24 protein-coding genes and 1 tRNA gene are annotated in these 22609 nt (G+C 66.2%); 19 read left to right on the top strand and 6 right to left on the bottom strand.

Translation table 11 applies throughout. The annotated features are described in order from the left end of the window. Window positions 1-5: 5 nt before the first annotated feature. Window positions 6-785, bottom strand: coding sequence for an SDR family oxidoreductase (locus ACU6RU_RS14130; RefSeq protein ID WP_446726855.1), 780 nt, complete (start codon window positions 783-785; stop codon window positions 6-8). Window positions 786-885: 100 nt separating this feature from the next. Between ACU6RU_RS14130 and ACU6RU_RS14135 the strand changes: the two genes are divergently transcribed. Beyond that, on the top strand, window positions 886-1737 hold the full coding sequence (locus tag ACU6RU_RS14135; RefSeq protein WP_289330350.1) for a helix-turn-helix transcriptional regulator: 852 nt from the start codon (window positions 886-888) through the stop codon (window positions 1735-1737). Between the two features lie 3 nt (window positions 1738-1740). On the opposite strand, the gene ACU6RU_RS14140 is transcribed toward ACU6RU_RS14135, so the two are convergent. After that, a complete protein-coding gene (locus ACU6RU_RS14140) occupies window positions 1741-3126 on the bottom strand; it encodes an MFS transporter (RefSeq protein WP_446726856.1) in 1386 nt (461 codons plus the stop codon). A gap of 71 nt (window positions 3127-3197) precedes the next feature. On the opposite strand from ACU6RU_RS14140, the gene ACU6RU_RS14145 reads away from it, so the two are divergent. The 4 genes from ACU6RU_RS14145 (at window position 3198) to ACU6RU_RS14160 (ending at window position 6838) form a co-directional block, all read left to right on the top strand. Beyond that, window positions 3198-3288: transfer RNA gene (locus ACU6RU_RS14145), tRNA-Ser, on the top strand. Window positions 3289-4052: 764 nt separating this feature from the next. After that, a complete protein-coding gene (locus ACU6RU_RS14150) occupies window positions 4053-5531 on the top strand; it encodes a PIN-like domain-containing protein (RefSeq protein WP_446726857.1) in 1479 nt (492 codons plus the stop codon). A 225-nt stretch (window positions 5532-5756) separates the two neighbouring features. Beyond that, window positions 5757-6173, top strand: a complete 417-nt coding sequence (locus ACU6RU_RS14155; RefSeq protein WP_446726950.1) for a hypothetical protein — start codon at window positions 5757-5759, stop codon at window positions 6171-6173. A 464-nt stretch (window positions 6174-6637) separates the two neighbouring features. Beyond that, entirely contained in the window at window positions 6638-6838 is a 201-nt protein-coding gene (locus tag ACU6RU_RS14160; protein ID WP_446726858.1) for a hypothetical protein, read from the top strand. A gap of 602 nt (window positions 6839-7440) precedes the next feature. Here the strand turns inward: ACU6RU_RS14160 and ACU6RU_RS14165 are convergent. After that, window positions 7441-7983, bottom strand: coding sequence for a hypothetical protein (locus ACU6RU_RS14165; RefSeq protein WP_446726859.1), 543 nt, complete (start codon window positions 7981-7983; stop codon window positions 7441-7443). 37 nt (window positions 7984-8020) lie between these two features. Here ACU6RU_RS14165 and ACU6RU_RS14170 point away from each other — a divergent pair, with 37 nt between their 5' ends. The 3 genes from ACU6RU_RS14170 to ACU6RU_RS14180 all read left to right on the top strand — a co-directional run bounded on the left by ACU6RU_RS14170 (window position 8021) and on the right by ACU6RU_RS14180 (window position 10999). Then, the gene (locus ACU6RU_RS14170) at window positions 8021-8641 is read left to right on the top strand and encodes a hypothetical protein (protein ID WP_446726860.1); all 621 of its coding nucleotides are present in this window, start codon (window positions 8021-8023) and stop codon (window positions 8639-8641) included. Window positions 8642-8885: 244 nt separating this feature from the next. Next, entirely contained in the window at window positions 8886-9491 is a 606-nt protein-coding gene (locus ACU6RU_RS14175) for a hypothetical protein (protein WP_446726861.1), read from the top strand. Next, window positions 9491-10999 carry a hypothetical protein gene (locus ACU6RU_RS14180; RefSeq protein ID WP_446726862.1) on the top strand — a complete coding sequence of 503 codons (1509 nt, stop codon included), beginning with the start codon at window positions 9491-9493 and terminating at the stop codon, window positions 10997-10999. The genes ACU6RU_RS14175 and ACU6RU_RS14180 overlap by 1 nt, the downstream gene beginning before the upstream one ends. A 459-nt stretch (window positions 11000-11458) precedes the next feature. On the opposite strand, the gene ACU6RU_RS14185 is transcribed toward ACU6RU_RS14180, so the two are convergent. Next, window positions 11459-12391, bottom strand: a complete 933-nt coding sequence (locus tag ACU6RU_RS14185; protein WP_446726863.1) for a hypothetical protein — start codon at window positions 12389-12391, stop codon at window positions 11459-11461. A gap of 485 nt (window positions 12392-12876) precedes the next feature. On the opposite strand from ACU6RU_RS14185, the gene ACU6RU_RS14190 reads away from it, so the two are divergent. From ACU6RU_RS14190 to ACU6RU_RS14235, 10 genes are all read left to right on the top strand, one after another. Continuing rightward, entirely contained in the window at window positions 12877-13020 is a 144-nt protein-coding gene (locus tag ACU6RU_RS14190) for a hypothetical protein (protein ID WP_446726864.1), read from the top strand. Between the two features lie 497 nt (window positions 13021-13517). Then, window positions 13518-13787 carry a hypothetical protein gene (locus tag ACU6RU_RS14195; protein ID WP_446726865.1) on the top strand — a complete coding sequence of 90 codons (270 nt, stop codon included), beginning with the start codon at window positions 13518-13520 and terminating at the stop codon, window positions 13785-13787. A gap of 203 nt (window positions 13788-13990) precedes the next feature. Further along, window positions 13991-15541, top strand: coding sequence for a hypothetical protein (locus tag ACU6RU_RS14200; RefSeq protein WP_446726866.1), 1551 nt, complete (start codon window positions 13991-13993; stop codon window positions 15539-15541). Window positions 15542-15657: 116 nt separating this feature from the next. Beyond that, window positions 15658-16008, top strand: a complete 351-nt coding sequence (locus ACU6RU_RS14205; RefSeq protein WP_446726867.1) for a hypothetical protein — start codon at window positions 15658-15660, stop codon at window positions 16006-16008. Window positions 16009-16012: 4 nt separating this feature from the next. After that, a complete protein-coding gene (locus ACU6RU_RS14210; RefSeq protein ID WP_446726868.1) occupies window positions 16013-16477 on the top strand; it encodes a hypothetical protein in 465 nt (154 codons plus the stop codon). Window positions 16478-16490: 13 nt separating this feature from the next. Then, the gene (locus ACU6RU_RS14215) at window positions 16491-16970 is read left to right on the top strand and encodes a hypothetical protein (RefSeq protein ID WP_289330340.1); all 480 of its coding nucleotides are present in this window, start codon (window positions 16491-16493) and stop codon (window positions 16968-16970) included. Continuing rightward, entirely contained in the window at window positions 16967-17491 is a 525-nt protein-coding gene (locus ACU6RU_RS14220; protein ID WP_446726869.1) for a hypothetical protein, read from the top strand. Before ACU6RU_RS14215 ends, ACU6RU_RS14220 begins: the two co-directional genes overlap by 4 nt. 38 nt (window positions 17492-17529) lie before the next feature. Then, a complete protein-coding gene (locus ACU6RU_RS14225) occupies window positions 17530-17709 on the top strand; it encodes a hypothetical protein (RefSeq protein ID WP_289330338.1) in 180 nt (59 codons plus the stop codon). A 179-nt stretch (window positions 17710-17888) separates the two neighbouring features. Next, window positions 17889-18347, top strand: a complete 459-nt coding sequence (locus ACU6RU_RS14230) for a hypothetical protein (protein WP_446726870.1) — start codon at window positions 17889-17891, stop codon at window positions 18345-18347. 9 nt (window positions 18348-18356) lie between these two features. After that, window positions 18357-19253: an oxidoreductase gene (locus ACU6RU_RS14235; RefSeq protein WP_446726871.1), complete on the top strand. Its 897-nt coding sequence runs from the start codon at window positions 18357-18359 to the stop codon at window positions 19251-19253. Window positions 19254-19303: 50 nt separating this feature from the next. On the opposite strand, the gene ACU6RU_RS14240 is transcribed toward ACU6RU_RS14235, so the two are convergent. Together ACU6RU_RS14240 and ACU6RU_RS14245 are read right to left on the bottom strand one after the other, a co-directional pair. Beyond that, complete coding sequence (locus tag ACU6RU_RS14240) at window positions 19304-20230, bottom strand: SDR family oxidoreductase (RefSeq protein ID WP_446726872.1); 927 nt, start codon at window positions 20228-20230, stop codon at window positions 19304-19306. Between the two features lie 143 nt (window positions 20231-20373). After that, entirely contained in the window at window positions 20374-21210 is an 837-nt protein-coding gene (locus ACU6RU_RS14245; RefSeq protein ID WP_289330334.1) for a helix-turn-helix domain-containing protein, read from the bottom strand. 318 nt (window positions 21211-21528) lie between these two features. On the opposite strand from ACU6RU_RS14245, the gene ACU6RU_RS14250 reads away from it, so the two are divergent. Then, the gene (locus ACU6RU_RS14250; protein ID WP_289330333.1) at window positions 21529-22455 is read left to right on the top strand and encodes a helix-turn-helix domain-containing protein; all 927 of its coding nucleotides are present in this window, start codon (window positions 21529-21531) and stop codon (window positions 22453-22455) included. The last annotated feature ends 154 nt before the right edge of the window (window positions 22456-22609 follow it).

The raw sequence follows: 22609 nt of genomic DNA on the forward strand, positions 1-22609 counted from the left end.
AGTCGCTACCGGGCCCCTCGCCGCCCGGCGTGCGGGTCGCTCGCGTTGAGTGCGCGCACGACGTCGGGGTAGTCGCCGCGTGCCTCGCCGTGGCGCAGGAACCCGACGCGCTCGACGAGCACCTCGCGCACGTCCGCATCCCGCTCGAGGATCGACATGACCTCGTCGACGAACGCGTCGAGCGGCTGAGCCTGCGGGTTCTCGGCGTGGCCGGGCATGAGATCGGTCTGCACGGCGGGCGGCACCAGCTCGACGATCGACACCGGCGAGTCGGCGTACTGCAGCCGGAGCGATTCGCTCAGCATGTGGATCGCGGCCTTCGTCGCGTTGTAGCTCGGCGTCGCGGCGAGCGGAGCGAACGCCAGGCCCGACGAGACGGTCATGATCGTCGCGGCGGGGCGCGCCAGCAGGTGCTCGATGAACGCGCCGATCAGCCGGATGGGACCCAGCAGATTCGTGATGACGGTGCGTTCGGCGCTGGCGACGAAGCCTGCGGGCGAGGTCCAGTCTTCGGCGTTCATGATGCCCGCCATCGTGACGAGCACGTCGAGATCGGGATGCCGCTCGAGCACCTCTCCGGCCGCGCGGGCGATGGATGCGGCATCCGATGTGTCGATCTCGACGCCGTCGATGCCGGGGTGCGAAGAGCGCAGGTCGTCGATGAGCTCGCGCCGGCGTCCGCCGACGATGATCGTGTTGCCGCGCTCGGCGAGGGCGATGGCGAACGCGCGGCCGATGCCGCTCGTTGCGCCGGGGATGAAGATGGTGCGTCCGGTGATGTCCATGCCCCGACTCTCGTCGCGGCATGCGCGGCTATCCAGGCACATCCGAACGGGGGAGCGGCGGTCCCTGGTTCGGACGGGCCGCGCTGGTCAGAATGGATGCGTGGACCGCGCTGCTCTTGCCCGATTCCTCCGCGCCCGTCGCGAGCGACTGCGTCCGGAGGATGTCGGGCTGCCATCCGGGGAGCGCCGGCGGGTGACGGGACTCCGACGCGAAGAGGTCGCGCAGCTCGCCATGATGAGCGTCGACTACTACACGCGGCTCGAGCAGGAGCGCGGGCCGCAGCCGAGTCTCCAGATGCTCGCGTCGCTCACGCGGGCGCTGCGGCTCTCGCGCTCGGAGCGCGATCACCTCCACCGTCTGGCGGGGCACACGCCGCCTGAACGTTCCGGTGCGGCCGATCATGTGGCGCCGGCCCTGCAGCGGGTGCTCGATCGGCTCGACGACATCCCGGCGCTCGTGATCACCGAGCTCGATGAGACGCTCGCGCAGAACGATCTCGCGCGGGCTCTCTTCGGCCCGCGCGAACGGCGCACCGGACCGGAACGCAGCGGCGCGTGGTGCTGGTTCGTGCATCCCGACAGCGAGCGGGCGGTGTATCCGGCATCCGATCACGATCGGCAGAGCCGGGCGATCGTGGCGAATCTGCGTGCCGTCGCGGGCCGCGGTGGCGCCGGATCGCGCGCAGCGCGTCTCGTCGACGACCTCCGGGAGCGCAGCGTCGAGTTCGCTCACCTCTGGGATCTCGAGGAGGTCGCCGAGCGGTTCGCCGATCACAAGGTCGTGGTGCATCCAGCCGTCGGCGAGATCGAGGTCGACTGCCAGGTGCTCTTCACGGAGGACCGTTCGCAGGCGCTCCTCACGCTCACCCCCGAGCCCGGGTCGGAGGCGGCGGAGAAGTTGCGGATGCTGGCGGTGTTGGGGCCTCTCGCCTCGGAGCGCTCGCCGGTCTGAGTTTCAGCTCGTCGCGCCCGGGCCCGCAACTGAGGGTGCGCTGTTCCGGATGCCGGCGAAGGCGATGAGCCCGCCCGCGGCCATGAGTGCCGCGGTGACGATCGCTGCCCGGTGGAATCCGTCGAGGTCGAGTGCGCCGCCCACGATCGGAGCCAGGAACGCGATCACCACGAGGCCCGCCACCCGCGCGACGGCGTTGTTCACGGCCGAGGCGATGCCCGATCGTTCGGGGTCGATGGCGCCGAGGATCGTCGAGGTGAGGGGCGAGACCGTCGCGCCGAGTCCGAGCCCGAACACGACGAGGCCGGGGAGCACCTGCCACCAGTAGTCGAAGGACTCGCCGACCAGGAGCAGCATCAGTGCGCCGCCGGCCATGACGAGCGGGCCGAGCGTCATGAAGAGCCGTCCGCCGAGGCGTTCCGCGAGCGAGCCGGCCCATGGACTCAGCGCGATCAGCAGGACCGTGGTCGGGAGGCTCGCGAGCCCCGCCAGCGTCGCGCTGAGGCCCGCGCCTTCCTGCAGGTAGACACCGACGACGAAGCCGTTGAGCGAGAGGGCGGCGTACACGAACAGGGTCGCGAGGTTGCCGGTCCAGTAGTTGCGCACCCGGAAGAGTCCGAGCGGAAGGATCGGATGCCGCGACGTGCGCTGCCGCAGCAGGAAGGCCGCGAACATCACGGCTCCGACGGCCAGCGGCATCCAGATCGCGGGGGAGGTCCAGCCGAGGTTCGGCTGCTCGATCAGCGCGAAGACCATGCCACCCAGGCCCGCGGTACACAGGGCGGCGCCGAGCCAGTCGATACCCGCGTCGGCTCGGCGCTCGTCGTGAACGGGGAGACGCGTGACGAGCCACAGAGTGACGGCGACGGGGATGACGTTGATGAGGAACGCGTAGCGCCACGAGAGCAGATCGACGAAGAGGCCGCCGAGGAGCGGGCCGATGAGCGAGGCCCCAGTGGTGAAGGCCGTCCAGAGGCCGATGGCGCGCGAGCGCTCGTGGCCCTGGAGGAGGGAGGTGATGAGGGCGAGCGAGCTCGGCACGAGGAACGCGCCCGCCGCGCCCTGGACGGCACGTGCGGCGATGAGGAAGACCGGGTCCGGTGCAAGACCCACCGCCACCGAGGCGAGGCCGAAGCCGATCAGCCCGATGCGCAGCACGAGGAGGCGTCCGTAGGCGTCGCTGACCGAGCCCGCCAGGAGGATGAGCGACGAGAGCGTCAGCAGGTACGCGTCGACCGCCCATTGCTGCGTCGCGAGTCCGCCGCCGAGCTCGCGCTCGATCGCGGGCAGGGCGACGTTCACGATCGTGCTGTCGAGGAACGCGACGGATGACGCGAGTGACGCGATCGCCACGATGAGTGCCGTCTGCGGGGCCGATGAACGCGTCACGGACACACGCTACGCCTGACCACGGACACCGTGGTTCGCGGCATCGCCCGAGATGTCGTAAGCTGGTCGGCGGTGACGTGTCCGAGCGGCCGAAGGTGCAACTCTCGAAAAGTTGTGTAGGGTAACCCCCTACCGTGGGTTCAAATCCCACCGTCACCGCCATAGAAAACCCCCGGTTATCCGGGGGTTTTCTGCATGTGGTGGGCGTGCGTGGTGCACTTTTGGTGCATATCATGTCGACGGCTGCGGTTCCGAAGCCGGTGGGGGATGGCGCCCTCGAAGCCGTCAGTCAAGGACGGAATCAGGGGTTTCAGTACTCTGGCGCGCCCCGGAAGGCCGTCGACATCGACGTATCTCAAAACACCGAGGTTGCCGGTCTCATTATCGACAACCACCGCCTCGCGACATCGAACACAGCCGACCCGGTCACTACGCCATCCTCATTGTCAACAAGGGCGCGACCGTTGGCGTCGCAAGAGCAGGGTCGGTGCATAACGCTTCTCCGGGTGGTCACTGCTGGCCTGCACGGTCGCGGCGGTGGGCTTTGCCGCTCTCTATCCCAGGACGATTGCCTGGGTACACGAGGCACCACATGAAACCTGGGCGGGACGCGACGCTGGCGATCGCCGCGAAGCCTGATGCCTGGGATGCCGCAACGGGTGGCACGCAGTAGCCAGGCAGGAACTGCACGTCCCCGATGACCGCGAAGCCGCCAGCAAGCTTGGCCAGCACGGTCGGATTCTCCTCGCGATCTGCCGCTCCGATGCGGTTTTCACCCCAACCCACGGATCCGACCTGCTCAACGGGTCACGCCCTCGCTCTGTATCGGGGGGACACGCTCTAGGCAGAGTTCTCGAGGGCGGAACTTGGGATGTGAGAGGGTGAGCTGATCACCTGATAGTTGGCCTCAGCGCACGAGGAGCCGCGTGGATACGAACTTACTCGCCGGATTCGACCAGTACTACAGAACCTCCGGAGAAGATCAGGCGAGACTGTTCGAGCAGAGCGTGATCGTGTTCGACACGAACGTGCTCCTCAATGTATTGCGTTATTCGGAGTCGGCTCGCCAAGAACTTATCGATGCCATCGCTTCGGTCGCAGATCGAACGTTCGTCCCACATCAGGTCGCAGTCGAGTACAACCGGAACCGCGTCAAGGTCGTGTCCGATAGGCGGGCCGAGTTGGACGAGGTAGGAAACAAGAGCGATGAGATCCGGCAGTCCGTATCGGGACTCACAAATCTACTTCGCAGACGTCGGATCGTCGGCGACCCCGATATAGAGACTCTTGAACAGGCCTCGCAGGCGTTCCTCGCGGTGTTGAATAACACTTCGCAGGAAGCGCTCGACAAGTACGATCTTGAGCCCGATTCTCTCGTGGGCGTGGTCGACGATTGGACGAGGCGCTTGGACGAAGCGCTCGCTGGCAGGGTCGCCGCGGCTCCGTCATCTGGGGACCTCGAGAAGGATAAAGAGGAAGCCGAGAGGCGGAAGGCTGAACGGCTTGCTCCGGGCTTCAAGGACGATGCGATGGGCGACTATCTTTGGTGGGCCGAAACGTTGCGATGGCCGCAAATTGTCGGCAAGCATCTGTTCATCGTTAGCGACGACGCGGCAAAAGGTGATTGGCGCTTCGAACAGCGCGGCATCGCTGCTGGTGCGCACCAGGTTTTGATAGACGACGCCCGGAACGCTGGCGCTCAAACATTGACTCTCCTGACCACAGTGGACTTCCTGAAGGTGATCGAAGGCCGAGGGCAGGCTGTGGTTTCCGAGTCAACGATCGCGGAGTCGGAGCAAGTGGGACAGCGTGACGCATCGCCCTGGCGCTTCGAGGACTACCTGTCCCTTATCGCCGGACTAGAGCGCGACGGATATGGTGACCGAGTCGAGGTCATCAGAACTGCAGCTCAAACCGGCGGGAGTATCCTCCGCGAGGCGGTGTATCAACTTGCGGATATGACGGAGGAGGATCGTTCACTTCGCCATTTTGCTACTCCTGCCCTCCGGCACGCGCGTCGGATCGAAGTGTCCGACGATGCTGAGCGGAGCTTGTCGAGCCCACTGAGCGCTCTCTATGAGGGTTCTGGTAAGACAATCGGGTATGAAGTTCCCTCGGAATTTGTCTCCTTCGAGAAGACTATGGTCTTCCTGCGTGAGGCGAGCCTCAAGCATTCTGATGACTCGTACGAGTCCCCGTTTGTCTTTCCTGCCGGGATGAAGACGGTGCTTGAGCAACATCTGTTTTCAGGGCGAGGTACGCCGAGCAAGCAGGTAATGAACGCGGTTGCCCGAATCCTTGGAGCGGATCTGAAGCGCCATGGGAATGTCGGCGGGCGTCCCACACTCGGGTCGTCTGAGACCGGTGCCGCCAACGACACGCCAAATGGCGGGTCCATGCGATGACGGCATCGAGGAAGGCGGCGGCTCGGTAGGGCATGGCGAGCTTGTTGTAGCGGGTGGCCAGAGCACACCACCGTCTGATTTGGACGAAGCTGCGTTCGACGACGGTTCGTCTGCCGATAACCGACGTCGTCGTCCGCCGCGGGCGGCGCGGCATTTGCATCATCGGGCTGCTCCGTGTCAGATAGCTGACATGTGGTCGATCATCTGAACCATTTCTGAGTGATCATGGGGGAGTTGAAGCAGAAAGCGTACGCTGATGCCGTGACGGCATCTACAGTGACCGCGCAACACGGGCGCACCACCGGGATGGACATCCACGCCATCGTTCGCGAGCTCAACGCTGCGCTCGGCTCGACGCTCGTAGCCGCTCTTTCCGGCTCGAAGGATCGCGAGCTCCCGAGTCGCTGGGCCAAGCCGGATGGCCCCGAGCCCCGAGATCAGTTCGCGAACCGACTGCAGTTCGCTCACCGCCAGTGGGCGCTACTCGCCGCAGCCGATGGCGACCGGGTTGCCCGCCAATGGTTCATTGGAGGCAACCCTCTGTTGAAGGAGGCGACGCCGATCACAGCGATTCGTGAAGATCGTCACGATGCTGTAGCGCGTGCTGTCGCGGTCTTCATCACCGGCGACATCGACGAGTGACCGCGCGCTGCGCGAGCGTGACCGTGCGCTGACGCCTCGCCGAAGCACTGCCTCCGAGCGCATGCGTTCGGATAGCGCGGCTAAGTGCAAATATCGCGGATCAAGTACAGACCCTTTGGAGTGAGATGGGGCTGAGCAGCGGGTCGCCGTCCGCCGACGCAAGCGGTCCCTCGACGAATGTGCGGGTCGCCCGGCAGGATGGGGGATGTCCCGTCGTGCCGCATCACTAATCGAACTGCTTCTCCCGTGAGCGACCCCGATAAATGCGGCATTCGCAGGCGGCTTGAGCAGCTCGACACCGAAGAGCGCGACCTCCATGTGGAGGACGCGACTCCGCTGGCGTTCCTGGCTCACTCAAACCACTTGAGGCAGGAGGAGATCGACATGGAGCGTGCCGAACTGCGCGCGGCCCTCGGTAACGAGACCACCTCTGGTGCCCTCAGGCGGCGCTCTCAGCTTCCGGGATGGATTCTGCTGACTGCCGGCGTCGTGGTGATCATGGCGGTTCTCGCTATCACCTCTGCGCTTATAGCCGGCTGGAGCAGGTGGACCCGGACGGGGCGTCGTCCATCACACTCTCGGATGAGTTCGTGGACAGCTACAAGATCGACGACGAAGTGGCTCGCCTCGACAAGATCGCGCAGTCCGCGTCCCAGGGTCGCTGACCTGTTAAGGCGGGTCAGCGTACGGCCCCGGCGGTCGAGGCGCAAGTCATCGAGCTGGTCCGGGCAGGTCCGACCCGTCGCCAGGTCTCAGAGGCGACGTGGGTGTCCGAGCGTGTGGTGAGCTGCATCGTTCGTGACGCCCCGGCGTCACATTCGCGATGAACGTCACGGGCTCGTCTGGCGCCTCGGAGGCCATGGCGAAGGCCAGGGGAGGGCAGAGCCAGTACGCGCGGAATCGGCGTGCAGCGTTGTCTGAGCGGATCCTGGACGCAATGGAAAGACGCTCGATCTACTGGCAGGTTGTTCGGCCCCGCGTGAGCGGCAGTTCCTATCGCAGACGCTCCGCAACCACACCGCGGCGTATGCGGATCTGACGGCGTTGGACGCGAAAGCGGCTCCGGACATGCAGGTGGTGCTGTCGGTCTACGATCGGTTCAACGCGAATGTGGATTCGTTCGTTGCGGCCGCGCCGACCCCGCGTGCGGGGCTGATCCACGACTGACGCTGCGCGCCTCTCCGGCGGTTAAGGTCCCCGGAGCCCACTCCTAGGGCTCCGCGGGTTCTTCGTGTTCAGGAAGATGTCACGGAACGCCGCGCGGGCTTTATCTCTGGTTCGGCTCGTCAGGCGGAGACGTCGTCTTACGAGGGTGTCGCACAGCTGTCGCAGCGTCGTCCGTGGACAACTTGCCGCGGCGCCACAGGGCAAGCATGTCCGCGGCGTTGCTCAGACTCAAGTCGCGCTCGTTCGAGGTCTCCTGCTCCCGATTGGTCGCTACCGCGAAAGCTGCCTCAAGCGGTGCTTGTTCCTCAGGCGCGGCGGTCATCTGTGCCACACGGATTGACGCAAGAAGCCGCGCCCCGGCGGCGTGTGGCGTCTCCACTGAGAGCTTGGCGTTCGGAGCGAAGGCGAACTTGAATGCTTGCGCGGCCGCGCTGTACTCGCCGAATAGCTGCACCACCTTGGCGACGGCGGTATCGAGCTCCTGCTTGTGCGCCCGATCCAGGTCGGATTTTCGAACTGCCGCCTCATACGTCTCCTGGCGACGGCGCAGGTTTAAGGAGAACAGCCATGCGGCGAGGGCTCCGAACCCTGCGCCAGCAAGCGCGCCCCACATCGTCGCCCAGAAGGTGCTCCAGAAGTCCACGCGCTCAGGGTATCCGGCGGTGTCGCAGGCCGCTTCTATGATGAGTTCCATGTGGGCGACTGGGGAGTGGGGCATCGGGCGGCGTCCGCGCGACCCCGAGTGGGGCGTCTCTCCCGCCGCGGAAGAGAAGTTGAAACGGATTCGGCTCCTGAACGCGGACCTTGAAGTGCTCAGGTCTGCGGCGGTCGAGCGCACGCGACAGGCGGAAACCAAGGCTTCTTTCATCGTCGTCGCTGCCGGGGTGCTCGCGTCGGCCACCGGAGTCGGGTTGATCACGATCGATACCTGGCTTATTGGCGTCGTTCCGTTCGGCCTCACGGTTGCGACGGTGGCCTTGGCGACGGTCGCACTTTGGCCCCGCAAATTAGACGTCGCATCCGCCCGGAACCTAGTCGATAACTGGGTTGAGTCAGAGAAGTCTGCCGCTGACCTTGAGGACTACCTTCTTGAAGTGAAGGCGGTCGAGATCGCTCGCCGCGATGCTCAGAACGAACAGCGAGTGAAATGGTCGAAGCGGGCATTCGCCTACCTTCTGGCGAGTCTCGTCGCGGCGCTACTCGTCGCTGGTACCAATGCCCTAGCCCCTATCTGGAGTGAGAATGCCGAACAACAACGAGTCGAAGCCCCAACCAGCCCCGAAGCCACCGTCGCGCCCTAATGTCGACGACGCCCTGCAGACCCTGACCGGTAGCGGAGAGTCGCCGAGGACCAAATGACTGACGACGAGAAGCCGAGTACGTCTCGGCCCGACGTGACGCCTGATCTAAAGCAGGTTCACGAAGACCTGCGCGACAACAAGCCGCGAGTTCAAGACTGAGTTGTCAGCCGGGACCGACATCCCGGCGTTGGCTCCGTGAAGCCAATGCGCGGGGACAGAGGTAGCGTTCGCTAATGTACCGAGCATGACCCGAATCGAGGGGGAGTCGGCTCAGGCCAAGGGGGCGGACGGCGCGCGGCGCGCGAAGCGATGGCTTGAATCGACCACCCGCGTCAACGCCCAGTGGGTTAACCCCGACCCGCCAGCCGTATCCAAGCTGCGCTTCGCGTGGCCTCACGGAGGCCAGAACTTCTCCTTCGACCTCGGTGGGCTGCTCCGGTACGGCGAGTACGACGGGCAGATGTTCTTCGCTGAGTCCAAGAACTACGCAAAGCCGAGTGACCTCGCAGACCACTACTCGCAGTTCCTCGCACAGTGCTATGTTGCCTACCTCGACAAGCCAGGGATGTGCGACAACTTCATGTGGCTCGCCTGGAGCCCCCACTCCATCACGAAGTGGCCGGAGCTCATGAGCGCCGAGTACGTGCGCGAACACGTCATCGAGCACCGCGTGCGGGTGTTCGGGGTCAAGGAGAAGGACAAGGCGGAGGCCATGATCGACCCCGACGCGGTGTCGGCGGTGGCGAGCAGGCTCTGGCTCATTGTCCTGTCCGAGAAGCAAGAGAACCTCGTGATCTCGAAAGAGCATCGAGGGGTCATCGAGGACTACGAGGCGAGGAAGGGGGACTAATGGCTGACGTGTCCGGCTTCGCCGCGCAGATCCTCGACGGGCTCTTCGACCCATCCCCACGCGAGTCGATCTTCCGTGTCAAAGACGCAGTCGCCAAGGAGCTTTTAGCGCTCGACGCGACTGCGAAGGTGCGGTCCACCAACTACTTCAACCACACGTTCGCACCCGACTTCGTGATGACCTGGCCGGATGAGAGTAGCCGTCGGGTGTACCTCCGCCTGACGTACGATCTCGACGCGCTTGTCGACGACGTGGCCCTCATCGACTCCACCGACCCGCTCATTTTCGGACTTACCAGTCCCGAATCGGTGGAGGCGCAGCCGGCGATCGATCAGGTGATCGCCGACACCGACGCCATGTTCACTGAGCCGTCGGCGCTGGAGCGGCTGATCGACCGTAAACAGTCCGACTCGACGGCCAACATGCTGAGCAATGCACTAGCCCAGGGTGGTCGCGGCACGTTCGTGGCCGACCAGGCGGTGGACCTCGCGGACGTGGTGTCGCGCGGCTTCGACGCAGCGGCGCAGGTCGAGTTTGGGCCGACAGCCGAAGCCGTCACGGCGATTGAGGACCGCCTCGGTGGCCCGCAGGCATGGCGTATGAACCGTGTGCTGCAGGCGGTCTGGGAGGGGAGCGAAGGTTCACTCACTCAGTTCCCTGGCGGCGCGGACACGTCGGGCCGGCTCAACCCCGAATCTCTGCGTTATCTCGTCAAGTACATGCGGACGGACGACGAGAGATTCTGGAAGCGGGTCGGTCGAGGGCTTCGCCTGTCCGACCTGGAGACGCTCGACTTCGATACCGACTCCGACAACATCCAGTGGCTCATGAAGGCCAACCTGGACGTGATCGCGGCGCGTGCCGCCGTGGTGAAGAGCGACCCGCTCGGGCTGGACTCCCCGGCGGAGGGCGAGTTGTTCCGGTGGGCCCGCCGGGGACGCCACATCAGCTTCGAAGCGCCGAACCTCTTCGCGGTCCTCGGGGGAGCGAAGAAGGACCTGGACGACGTGGAGAAGGATGCGGCGCAGGCGGTGTCGGTCGAACGGTTCATCGAGCGGTCGGACGGCTTCGACCTGATCGAGGTGAGCGTGCACTCAGGCCCCGAGCACATCAGTGCGAAGATCGACGAGGGTGCGATCAGCACCGAGCGTCTGCGTGGGCTGTCGGCGACCTTCGAGGGTGCTGGCGAGGTGGCGCAATCGATCGTGTCCACGCGATCCGGACGCGTGAACGTCGATCTCGCCGAGCGCACCGGGACTGGGGTAACCCGGAGCAAGATCCTCATGGCTGATCTCGTGGCGACCACGATCCCGCTGGTCTATGACCTTCCCGAGGAATACCGCGATGCGCTCGCGGAGTTCTTGGCGTACGAGAAGGACGATGGTCAGACGCCTCTTGATATGAGCGAGCTCGACGATGAGGACGAGGACGGCGACAACGAGGACTACGGAATCATCGACCCGGACACAGGCGAGATCGCAGCTTTCCCCGGCGAGACGGCCAACTAGGTACGTCCTGAGCCGCGCGTGGTTACTGGTCAGAATCCTTGGTCAAACGGCAAAACATCCCTGTGTATCCGGCCCCCGCGAGGTCGTAGCCCCGGCAAGACGTTCGCGGGGCCCCCGGTCCTGAATGGGATCGGCGGCCTCGGTTATGTAGACCTTCGACAAGGTTAGCGATACCGTTGCTCGCGCTTCGAGCAGCCCTTGGCCGCCCCATACACCGTGACGTGAATGCTCATCGCTCGTGACCCTCTCTGCGGTCCTCAGCCGTTCAGCCGATGCCTCGCCATCGGCTGATACTTGCGGCCCGCACGTCGGCTCGGAGCGGGTCAAGGTCAAGCGTCGCCGGAATTCCGCAATAAGCTAGGCCGCGAACGGGGCGCTCATATTCGGTACCTCCGCCCGCGTGCCGGAAAGCGCGAGGATCCGCCGGTTCGGTCATTGGTTGGGCCGTCGCGAGCTCGGTCACGGTGACCATGCTTCGCGGTCAAGGCTCTTTAGATGTGGCCGATTTGAGCTGTCGCGGTGATACGGAGCCTTAGGCGGGGTAGTCCGTTCTGGTTGGGCCAATCTAGGGAGAGTCCGCACATTCACTTTCACTGTCGAGCCTTCGATACTGAAGAGGTGGTGGTGATCGAATTCTCGGGTGAGCTCGAACCGCGGCGCAAAGTGCGGCGACTGGAGATGCTCGAGGAGCCTTGCGAGCGGCGTGGGCTCGTTTGAGGGGACAGCCAGTTCCACGTGCAGTATGCCGGGGGTTGTCCATGTCTCGATCACGAAGGGGTTGGCTGAGAGGAAGAGGCCGAGTCTGCGTACCACCGCGCTGAGTGCGATGAACTCCGCGTTATCCCGGAGCTGGACATCAAATTCGCGGCCGAGCACCGGGTCCCCGGGGCGGACGCCCACGAGGTCTCCGCAACGCAGGAAGGTCTCGCGTTCCGCCTCCAGTGCTGACATCGAGACGCCAACGAAGGTCACTTCCGCATCGACGCCGAGCCGAAACAGCGTGACACCAGTGCGGCCGGCATTCTCACGAGCGCGAAGAAACGGGATGCCTAGGGCGAGCCCCTCGTCGAAGTTCCAGGCTGGTAGGAGCTCACACAGTTCGTTGGCTAGCTGGCGTTGGCCAACGACGAGGGTGAGGTAATTGCGTCCGGCCTCAATCTCCAGTGGAACCATGCGGCCCTCGCTCGGGTACTCGGGCTGATCGATACGGAGGAGGTAACGCATTTCTTTCAAAATGCGTCCTTCGAGTGCCTGCTGTTCGAGCGTCGGTGTTGGCACGAGTGAGCTGTCAGGATGAAATTGGACGTACGCCTGCGCTTCCCGCAAGGGCTCGAGGAGGGCCAAGCTGCGTAGCTGAGCGGGTGTGATGGTGAGTGTTTGCGTGCGTGTCATTGCGACTCCAAGTCATGGCGCCATGCGATTGCGGCGGTCGCCGCCGCAATCGGGGCCAGGTCTAGTCGTACCGCCTCGCGTCTCGTTGCTTCATTAGTTCGGCGGTGTTGATGCGCCGTAAGTTGCCGATTGACCTCAAGAACGAGCAGAAACCGCATCGGTCACAGCTTCGTATCGATTGGGTCAAAGGCCTGACGGCGCTCGAGGTGTCTTCCCCGTGTGCGGTGCGGGTAGTGCCTTCGAAAGTTCCCCCAGCCATGCGTGGCGACCTGACGCAACCGAGGCGTCGCGCCGTACGCGCGCTCGTCGCCGTGAGGAATAGGAACTTGCGCATGATTGCACGGTCGAGGCTCAAAGTCGCGCGCCCCGGGGGAGGCTGATCGTGCACCGTTCGCGGAGGCGGGCGTCGCCCGCTCAGCCCGGTAGCTCGCGCGGAGAGTCACGTCGAGCTCGGCCGACGAGCAGCGGAGGAGCACGGCGGCACCGTGGTGATCGACGTCGCCCTCGATGCAGACCGGCAACGCCCCGTCGTCATCGAGCTCAACGGCTTGCCCAACTCGGGGCTGTACGCATCCGACCCCTGGCTCCTTACCCGGGCGCTCATGGACGCCGCCGATCGCGGCTACTGAGGCTCCCACACTCGAACCCTCGTCACCCTCGGGTGGCGGGGGTTCTTGCTTTGCGCTGTCGAGCGCGACGCGAGATGCCGGTGGTGCCCGATAGGAAGAGCACATGCCTCGACATCGTCCCTATCGGTCCCTCGCCTCAGCCACGGGGCGCACGGTTGATCTACGACTCAGAGGCCAGGATGAGCTCGACCCACCCGAGCACGAAGGGGTGCTGATCCTCGCGACCACCGGCTGGCGGGGTCGGCGGCGCGCATGGGTCAGGTACAGCGACGGGCGGGAGGACGTCATCCATGAGACCGAGATGACCGCCTGGGCCCGCCCCGACGCGCCGCAGAGCTGAACACCCTGACTCCTTCGAATCGCCCCCGGCGCAGCACCAGCTGCGACCGGGGGCTTCTTCTTTCGGGCTGACGCCCTGATTGAAGATTTCTCATCCGTTTGGGCGATTCACTTCTCCGACTGCGTTCGTAGGCTGGTGATGCCTTGAGGGGGGTGGCATGACCGACGTTTCCGTGGATTTCGACACGCTTCGCTCGTCGGCAACCACGATCGGTGCGGCGGGCCGCGCTGTGAGGAACTGCGGCGAGCTGGGGCATGTCAGCGAGAGCGTGATCGGGTCGAACGAGGTCGCGTCTGTTCTGCAGGATGTCGCGACCGAGCACAGCATCCGCGCGGAGGTCGCGAGCGAGACGTTGGTGACCGTTGGTCGGCGTCCGGAGGCGTCGGCGAACGAGTTCACTCATCTCGACGGGGTCATGGCGTACTGATGGTCGATCGGAATGACCCTGGCGCCGGCGACCCTTCCGCGATGGCGGCCATGGCCGACGACTGGGGAGAGCGGGCGGAGAGTATCCGTTCGTCGCAGACGAGCGTTCGTTCCGCAGCGGAGGCTGCATCCGGTTCGTCGTGGTCGGGCGAAGCTCACGATGCGTTCCAACGCCAGATAGCAGCGGCGGAGCCCGATCTGCTGGTGCTCGCGACGGGCATGAGCGCGGCGGCTGGCGCGCTGAGGGGATACGCGGAGGTGGTTCGTGCGATCAAGGACGAGCGGGACTCGCTCGCCCGGCGCCGCGCTGTTGTCGAGGATGAGCGCGAGGAGCTCCGTGGGCAGCTGCGGGTTGCGCGTGCAGAGTCGTCGAACAACTACGTCTCGTTTCCCGAGCCGGTCGCTCGCGCTCGCGCGTTGGAGATCGAGCTCGGCGACACCCGGGATGCTCTCGACGCCGTGGAGGCGGAATGGGATGCGCTGTGCGAGAGGCGCGCCGCAGCCGACGACGCACTGATCTCAGCGCTGTCATCCCGGGACGTCCGAGGCGCGCTGGGAGTGTTCGCTCGCGGAGGTGCTGCGGCTATTCCACGGGGCGGGCTGCTGACGCTGGTCGCATCGATGTCGGAGGCTGACCTTCGGGCATTTGTCGCGGTGCATCCTGAGGTCCTCGACCAGATCCGCAGCGCTCCGGCGGCGGAGGTCGCCACCTGGTGGGGAGCGCTCGTCGATGGAACTCGGGCTCTGCTGGTGAACGGTATCCCCGAGCTGATCGGAACCCTCGGCGGCATCCCGGCTGTCGTTCGCGAAGCGGCGAATCGTCTCGTGGCCGCGGCGAATCTGGAGGGCCTCCTGCGGGAGCGAAGCCTGCTCACCGGTGAGGGTCCGCCGACCCTTGGCCCTCCTTCCAGGCTGGCCAACCCGTGGCTGTTGAGGCAGATCATCCACCAGTTCAACGAGCAGCAGTACGTTGACCGGCTTGCGGCTCTTGACTCCGAGATCGCGTACCTCGAGCGCGTGGTCGTAGGAGACGTGTCGCTCTATCACTACGACCGGGACCGGCAGCAGATCATCGAGATGTTCGGTGACGTCGCGAAAGCGGATGTCATCATGAGTTTCATGCCCGGCACCAACACGTCGATGGAGAGCTTCTACTCCTCCACCGCCGGCGAGGGGCTGACAGCCCTGACGCGGCGGATGGTCGAGTATCCCCCTGATGGTGTGGAGGTGGCGGGCTTCGTCCTCAAGCAAGGGTTCTTCCCTAACCTCGCTCCGCCGGAAGTGGCGGTATTGGGGCCGCAGGTGAACCTGTGGGCTCTGCCGCTCGGCAGCCGTTACGCGGCGTTCGAGGAGGAACTGGATGTCATCACCGACTCGACACCTCTCCTCTCTGTTGAGCACTCATTCGGGTCGAGCCCTGGCGGTCAAGCCGAGCGGCTGGGCGCTGACTTCCAAGCTCGAGTGGTCCTGGCGGGCATCGGGATGCTGGACGGGTGGGAACCGCAAGACGGCACCGCCTACTACGCCATCCAAGGCCCCACCGACATCAACCGGGCGCTCGACGGGATGCAAGTCGACCCGTTCGGATACGCCGTGACCGCCAGTGAAGAGAACGGCTTCACCGAGCTCAACTCCGGGTTCGCGGGCTTTCGTCCCTTCGGACAACACGGAGACGTCATCTCACCGGATCCGTCCGTGAATCTCCAGACGCATCGTCATCTGCGACGCATCTTCCTGGAGGTGGTCGACCGGTGAGGCTAGCGCGAGGAGTCGCTGCGGGAGTGGTTCTGGCTTTGGCGGGTATGACAATGGCGGGGTGTGCGATGGCAGGACGGCCGACGCTCGAAGCAGCGCGGGCTGAGACTCAGGCCGTGTTGCAGCAGATTGCGGACGAGGTTCCCGATGGTGTTGTCGAGGTCCGTACCCCTGATTCGGCCTACCTGGCCTGTGACGGTGGCGGGTATTACTCGATCAATCATTGGGTCGTAACGCCGGGGCCCGAGTTCGACGGTGAAGCGTTCGTCGACGCGCTGCCGGCGCGCCTGGGTGATGACTTCGTCGTGGCCGAGACGGTGGACATCAAGTCCCCAGCTGTGGCCCTCAACCACGTCAGCGGCGCGGTCCTCGACGTCGTGGTCCTTGGGTCGGACGGCGGTGTTGTCGTCGATCTTCTTGGTCTCGCCCCATGCGGCGATGGCGAGCCACCGGCCGAAGGGCAGTGAACCGATGAAGCGTTCCCATGCAGTGTCGGTCACTGCAGTTCTGACGCTGGCAGGAATGACGATGGTGGGGTGTGCGACGGCAGGGCGGCCGACGCTCGAACAGGCGCGGGCTGATACTGAGGCCGCGATGCAACGAATTGCGGACGAGGTCCCGCAGGGCCGCGTTGAGGTGCGAACTCCCGACTCGGCCTACCTCGCTTGCGATGGCGGTGGGTACTACTCCATCAACCGCTGGGCGGTCACCCCGCAGCCTGGTTTCGACGGCGAAGCATTCGTCGACGCACTCCCCGGCCGCCTGGGTTCCGATCACGTGGTCGCCGAGACGGTGGACATCAGGTCCCCAGCGGTGGCCTTCAATCACGCCAGCGGGGCTGTCCTCGACGTCAAGGTACTCGGGACCGAAGACGACATCGTCGTGGACGTTCTTGGGCTCGCGCCATGCGGCGATGGCGAGCCTGAGGCAGAGTGAGGGGATGCCGCCGATGAGCGGATATCTGATGACCCCCACGCGTACTCTGTCGACCCTCCTCATTGTGGCGCTGACAGCCACCGCTATGGCGGGCTGTGCAGTGGTGGAGCGACCGACGCTCGAAGAGGCGCGGGCTGAGACCGAGGCGCTACTGCAGCGGATTGCGGATGAAGTGCCAGGCGGTGTCGTGACGGTCGACACCCCCAACCCGTCCTACCGGAATTGTGGCGACGGCACGTACTACGCGACCATCCAGTGGGGAGTCACGCCGGGGCCGGGATTCGACGGAGAAGCGTTCGTCGATGCGCTTCCGGGACGTTTGGGCGAGGACTTCGTGGTCGCTGAGACGGTTGACATCACGTCGCCTGCTGTCGCTTTGGACCACTCGGGCGGCACTGTCCTCGACGTTCAGGTTCTCGAGATCGACGGAAGTATCGTTGTCGACCTGCTCGGTCTGACTCCCTGTGGGGCAGGGGAGCCTGCGGCGAGATGATCCCCACCTTGGCGAGACGCGCGTGCAGCGCAGACGCCGCTTCCGACATGTCTCCCTCGAGGCGCGCGAAAGGCGTCGCGCTTTGCCTGCTCCTCGCGTTGGTTGCAACGACGATGACGGGGTGCGTGATGGCAGGTCGGCCGACGATCGATGAGGTGCGTGCTGATACGGACGCGATGATGCAGCGCGTCGCGGATGAGGTTCCCGGCGGGGTTCCGGAGGTCCTGCCGTCCAACTCGCCCTACCTGGAGTGCGCCGAAAACTCCTTCTACTACTCGACGCGCTGGACAGTTGCCCCGGAAGCGGGGTTCAACGGATCGGCCTTCATCGAAGCGCTCCCGGATCGTCTGGGCGACGGGTTCCGCGAGATCGAGGCGGTCGAGGTATCGGTGCCCGCCATCGCATTGCAGCACTCCAGCGGCATGCTCCTCGACGTCCAGGTGATCGATCTGGACGGCCGTACGGTCGTCTCCCTGCTGGGCATCTCTGCGTGCGGTGAAGGGGAACCGCCTGCGGAGTAGCCGAAGCCGCCCGACGTGACGGTTGTCCAGGTGAGACGATGCCTCGCATTGCTCCCGCCCGGCCGGTGACCTTTATCGGCGCGCTGGCAGCCTTGGCCCTGTTGGGTTGTGCAGCGGAGCAACCGACGCTCGAGCAGGTGAAGGCTGAAACCGAGGCTGTCCTGCAGCCGATCGCGGACGAGGTTCCGGGTGGGGTTGTGGAGGTCGTCACCCCCTGACCCGTGCTCGGTCTGACTCCCTGCGGGACAGGACAGCCTCCGGCGAGATGAGCCCCACCTTGACGAGACCACCGCACGGCGCAGACGCCGCTTCCGAGACGCCTCCCGCGAGGCGCGCGAAAGGCATCGCGCTTTCAGCGATACTCGCGTTGGCAGCGACGACGATCACTGGTTGTGTCATGGCAGGTCAGCCGACGATCGATGAGGTGCGTGCTGATACGGACGCGATGATGCAGCGCGTCGCGGATGAGGTTCCCGGCGGGGTTCCTGAGGTCCTGCCGTCCAACTCGCCCTACCTGGAGTGCGCCGAAAACTCGTTCTACTACTCGACGCGCTGGACAGTTGCCCCTGAGGAGGGATTCGACGGATCGGCCTTCATCGAAGCGCTCCCGGATCGTCTGGGCGACGGGTTCCGCGAGATCGAGGCGGTCAAGGTATCGGTGCCCGCCATCGCATTGCAGCACTCCAGCGGCATGCTCCTCGACGTCCAGGTGATCGATATGGACTGCCGTACGGTCGGGGTTGCCCGAGTCCGGGTGGCTACTCCATCACCCGTTGGGTATCAACCCAAGGCCGGCGAGGATAGCGAGCAGGTGCTTGTGAACCGCGAGATTCCGCCGCAGCCGCCGGCGCGATAGCGTGCCGGCATGACTGGATCCGCAGCACCGAGGATCGCGGTGATCGGTCCTGGCGCCATCGGCACGGTGATCGCGGCGCTGCTCCACGACGCCGGGAGACCTGTGCTCGTCGCCGGCCGCTCGCCCCGTCGCGATCTGCGCCTCGACACGGCACATGGCTCGATCGTCGTTCCCGGCCCGGTACTGACCGACCCCGCGCACTCGCCCGGTGCGATGGATCTCGTCTTCCTCGCGGTGAAGGCGACGCAGACGGATGCTGCCGCGGCGTGGCTCGCTGCGCTGTGCGGGCCGTCGACCATCGTCTGCGTGCTGCAGAACGGCATCGAGCAGGTCGAGAGGGTAGGTCCGCTGGTGCCCGAGTCGACCGTGTTGCCGGCGATCGTCTGGTCACCCGCGGAGCGCCGCCCCGACGGCAGCGTGCGCTCGCGCGGTGAGCCCCGGTTCACCGTCCCGCAGAGCGACGGCGCGGAGCGGGTCGGTGATGCCCTCGACGCGACCGCGTGCGAGTTCGCCGTCTCCGACGACTTCACCACGCTCGCGTGGCGCAAACTCCTCCAGAACGCCGTCGCGGGCCTCATGGCGCTGACGGGGCGCCGGGCCGGGATGTTCCGGCGGCAAGATGTCGGCGACCTCGCGCTCGCGTACCTCCAGGAAGGCCTCGCGGTGGCCCGCGCCTGCGGCGCCGCCCTTCCCGACGACGAGCCGGATCGGATGCTGGAGCGGTTCCGAGCGTTCCCCGACGATATGGGCACGTCGATCCTCGCCGACCGCGAGGCCGGGCGGCCTCTCGAATGGGATGCGCGCAACGCGGTGATCCGGCGTCGCGGCCGGGAGCACGGCATCCCTACGCCCGTGACCGACGTGATCGTGCCCCTCCTCGCCGCGGCGAGCGACGGTCCGGGCTGATTCAGCGCGTCACCGCGCCTTCCGCGACCCGCCTCGGTGCTGGGCTCCGCTCAGACCGCGAAGCGCTCGCCGATCATCTCGATCGAGGCATCCCAGAGGCGCGGTCCATCGGTGAGGTCGCGGAACGGCGCCCAGAACTCCTGGCGACGCGGTGCGCCCGCGATGACGCGACGGGGGCCGTAGAACTCGTCGCCGAGGGAGTCGGGTCCCGCGGCCGCGAGCAGGGCGGGTTCGGCCGCGCTCGGCACGGTTCCGGCGAGGCCGACGTGCGAGAGCGCGACGATCAGCGCCCGGCCCGGCGACGCCTTCGCCCGGCCCATTCCGGGCTGCGCCGCGAGCAGGTTCGTCGGGCTGACGCCGGGATGCGCGATGTTGCTCGACACGCCCCATCCGCCGGCGCGGCTGCGCGCGTCGAGCTCGCGGGCGAAGAGGGCGACGGCGATCTTCGACTGCCGGTACGCGGCCATGTCGTCGTAGCTGCGCCGCCAGTCGAGGTCGTCCCAGTTCAGTCTGCCCGAGCGGGCCGCCACGCTCGTCTGGTGCGTCACGCGTGCCTCGCCGGCGCGGAGCAACGGCATCAGGCCCAGAGTGAGGGCCACGTGGCCGAGGTGGTTGACGCCCCATTGCAGTTCGAAGCCGTCCGCGGTCGGCTGCCGTGACCCGGGGGTCATGACGCCGGCGTTGTTGACGAGCAGATTGACGGGGCGGCCCGCCGTCTCGAGGCCGCGGGTGAACGCGGCGACCGAGTCGAGCGAGGCGAGATCGAGCGGACGTGTGGTGACGTCGGCACCGGGCACGGTGCGGCGGATGCCGTCGAGGGCGGCCTCGGCTTTCGCGGGCGACCGTGCCGGCAGGACGACGGTCGCACCGGCGGCCGCCAGTCGCGTTGCGATCACCCGGCCGATGCCGTCGGTCGCCCCGGTGACGACGGCGAGGCGTCCACGCAGGTCGGAGAGGGGAGCAGTGTCGCGGGTCATGGTTCCTCCATCGTCGACACGAACCGGGACGGTCCGCTCGCTCCATGCTGATCGCGGTGCCCGGCGGCATCCAGCGCCGGTTCATCCACTGATCGCCGGGTCACCCCTCGGCCGGGTCAGCCCCCTCGGCCGGGTACCGGGGGTCAGGTAGCGGCGGCGCCGATGACGGCCAGTAACTGCAGCTTGTCGTGGCTCTCGCTCCCCGGCGCCGCCGTGTAGACGAGCAGGCGGTGCGACTGATCCGGGTCGAGGAGGGTCTGGCATTGCAGTTCGAGCGCGCCGACCTCCGGATGCCGGAACCGTTTGACCTCGGGCGGAGCGATGCCGACCTGCTGGGCGTCCCACAGAGAGCGGAACTCCGCGCTGCGTTCTCGGAGCGACGCCGCCAGCCCGGCCGCGCGCGACGATGGGCCCCGCAGGGCTACGATCTCGCGAAGACCGCCCGCGTACACCCGGGACAGCACCGCGTGCTCGGCCTCGTCGTACGACGCGCGTGCGGACGGGTCGGTGAACCAGCGGTAGCCGAGGCTGCGCGCGTCCCCGGTGTGCCGGGTCGCGTCACCGACGAGCGCCACGCTCAGCGGTGTCTGCCTCAGAGTCTCACCGAGCTCCGTGACGATCTCGGCGGGGGTGTCGTGCAGGCGGTCGAGGATGCGCAGCAGCCCCGGGCTGACATGATCGCTCGCAGGCCCGCGAGCGGGCGGCGCGTGTCCGGCGAGACGGAAGAGGTGGTCGCGCTCGCCGAGTGTCAGGTGCAGCCCCTGCGCGATCGCGGCGAGCATCTGCACCGACGGGCGGGGACCGGTGCCGCGCTCGAGACGGGCGTAGTAGTCCGTCGACATGTTGCAGAGAGCGGCGACCTCCTCGCGGCGCAGCCCGGGAGTCCGGCGACGCTGGCCGCGCAGGAGCCCGACATCCGAGGGCTGCAGCGTCTCTCGCCGCGTCCGGAGGAACGCGGCGAGCGTGTCTCGATCGATCATGTGGCGTTCGCCTTCCGGGTCGAGCGGTGCGGCATCCGTTCTACCGGTCGGCGGCGAATGCAGCCAGGACCTGCCGGTCATCCCTTCGTCGGGCCTCGACACCACAGACGACGACTCCTTCTGAGAGTCGCCTTCGGGCCGCAGATCGCCCACTTCTCCTCAGCTGGCGGTCGAGCCGAGGAGAACAAGCCAATCTGATCGGCGAGGCGCTCCGAATTGAATCATGTCGGGCCTCATGGCGCCGGGGGGACCATGTTGACGGCGTATTACAGAATGGTCCGTAACCCACTGCCGTCGGTCTCCAAGAAGGGGGCATGGATGCGACCGGACCGTCCGCTCATCGCTCGAGGTGAGTTCGAGCTGAACAAGTTCCGCGCCGACGGGCGCGAAAAGCTGCTGAGCCTGATGCCGCTGACGACCTACATGTCGTCGGCGAACATCGGATTCACGGCCGTGCGCGATGACAACGCGCTGCTTCGCGCCAACGTCGTCCGCGTCGGCGCGTATCTCTTCACTCATGCGCGAATGCCGGCGGCGACGGTCGTGTGGCCGCGAGACGAGCGCTCCCGAAATCGCGTCGTGGCGATCGTCGCGGAGGGGCGCGCATTACAGGTGCGCTCGGACGCCCCGGTCGTGGCCCGGCGGAGCTCGTCGTTCCTGATCCCGCCCGGTACGGCGCCGGTCACGATCGAGGCGGCCGAGCCGACCGAGCTCGTGTTCATCAGCCTGGATGCCGGTGACTTCGCCTCCCGGCGGCGGATGGGGTTCGACCGCATCAGCCGATCAGGAGCCGACGAAGCGGTGATACGGCCGTTGGTGACGTTCGTGAAGGCGCTGTGCGCCATCGAGTCGGATGTTGTCGAGATGGGCGGTTCCCCGCTGGGCGACGCTGCGGCCGAAGTCTCCGTCGCGCTCGTCGCATCGCTGATCGGCGACACGCCCCCGGAGCTGTCGTTGCCGAACGCGGTGATGGACATCCTGGTCCGCGAGTATGCGTCGCCGACTCTGTCGCTGTCTTCCGTCGCGAATCGGCTGGGCGTTTCGACCCGCACGGTGCAGAGCGCCCTGAGTGCGCAGGGGCGTACGTTCTCGGAATCGCTCCTCGAGATCCGGCTCAGGGCGGCGACCGAGCTTCGGCGGCACAACCCGACGATGACGCTGGACCTCGTTGCCCGGGCGACCGGATTCGGCACGCGCCAGTCTCTGCATCGGGCCATGCGCAAGGTCGACGAGTCGTCCACCTGACGCTCCGGTCGGGCTCCCCGCGCGCTGTCCGTGTACTGAATCGCGCAAATTTCAGAAACCCGCGTCACGTTTCGTGAAGCGAACCGTGGAGAAGGTGATGGCCTCCCTATGCTCCGGCTGGGAGGCACGCCCAGGGGCGCGCCGCGCCCGAGAC

This window comes from Microbacterium sp. F1-18 (assembly GCF_052921305.1).

What these genes read in the sequence shown, in the direction of transcription:
- ACU6RU_RS14130 (WP_446726855.1), bottom strand. Translation starts at nt 785, where the DNA reads ATGGACATCACCGGACGCACCATCTTCATCCCCGGCGCAACGAGCGGC.
- ACU6RU_RS14155 (WP_446726950.1), top strand. Translation starts at nt 5,757, where the DNA reads ATGGGGGAGTTGAAGCAGAAAGCGTACGCTGATGCCGTGACGGCATCT.
- ACU6RU_RS14160 (WP_446726858.1), top strand. Translation starts at nt 6,638, where the DNA reads ATGGATTCTGCTGACTGCCGGCGTCGTGGTGATCATGGCGGTTCTCGC.
- ACU6RU_RS14170 (WP_446726860.1), top strand. Translation starts at nt 8,021, where the DNA reads ATGATGAGTTCCATGTGGGCGACTGGGGAGTGGGGCATCGGGCGGCGT.
- ACU6RU_RS14175 (WP_446726861.1), top strand. Translation starts at nt 8,886, where the DNA reads ATGACCCGAATCGAGGGGGAGTCGGCTCAGGCCAAGGGGGCGGACGGC.
- ACU6RU_RS14180 (WP_446726862.1), top strand. Translation starts at nt 9,491, where the DNA reads ATGGCTGACGTGTCCGGCTTCGCCGCGCAGATCCTCGACGGGCTCTTC.
- ACU6RU_RS14185 (WP_446726863.1), bottom strand. Translation starts at nt 12,391, where the DNA reads ATGACACGCACGCAAACACTCACCATCACACCCGCTCAGCTACGCAGC.
- ACU6RU_RS14195 (WP_446726865.1), top strand. Translation starts at nt 13,518, where the DNA reads ATGACCGACGTTTCCGTGGATTTCGACACGCTTCGCTCGTCGGCAACC.
- ACU6RU_RS14210 (WP_446726868.1), top strand. Translation starts at nt 16,013, where the DNA reads ATGAAGCGTTCCCATGCAGTGTCGGTCACTGCAGTTCTGACGCTGGCA.
- ACU6RU_RS14215 (WP_289330340.1), top strand. Translation starts at nt 16,491, where the DNA reads ATGAGCGGATATCTGATGACCCCCACGCGTACTCTGTCGACCCTCCTC.
- ACU6RU_RS14220 (WP_446726869.1), top strand. Translation starts at nt 16,967, where the DNA reads ATGATCCCCACCTTGGCGAGACGCGCGTGCAGCGCAGACGCCGCTTCC.
- ACU6RU_RS14225 (WP_289330338.1), top strand. Translation starts at nt 17,530, where the DNA reads ATGCCTCGCATTGCTCCCGCCCGGCCGGTGACCTTTATCGGCGCGCTG.
- ACU6RU_RS14230 (WP_446726870.1), top strand. Translation starts at nt 17,889, where the DNA reads ATGGCAGGTCAGCCGACGATCGATGAGGTGCGTGCTGATACGGACGCG.
- ACU6RU_RS14235 (WP_446726871.1), top strand. Translation starts at nt 18,357, where the DNA reads ATGACTGGATCCGCAGCACCGAGGATCGCGGTGATCGGTCCTGGCGCC.
- ACU6RU_RS14240 (WP_446726872.1), bottom strand. Translation starts at nt 20,230, where the DNA reads ATGACCCGCGACACTGCTCCCCTCTCCGACCTGCGTGGACGCCTCGCC.
- ACU6RU_RS14245 (WP_289330334.1), bottom strand. Translation starts at nt 21,210, where the DNA reads ATGATCGATCGAGACACGCTCGCCGCGTTCCTCCGGACGCGGCGAGAG.
- ACU6RU_RS14250 (WP_289330333.1), top strand. Translation starts at nt 21,529, where the DNA reads ATGCGACCGGACCGTCCGCTCATCGCTCGAGGTGAGTTCGAGCTGAAC.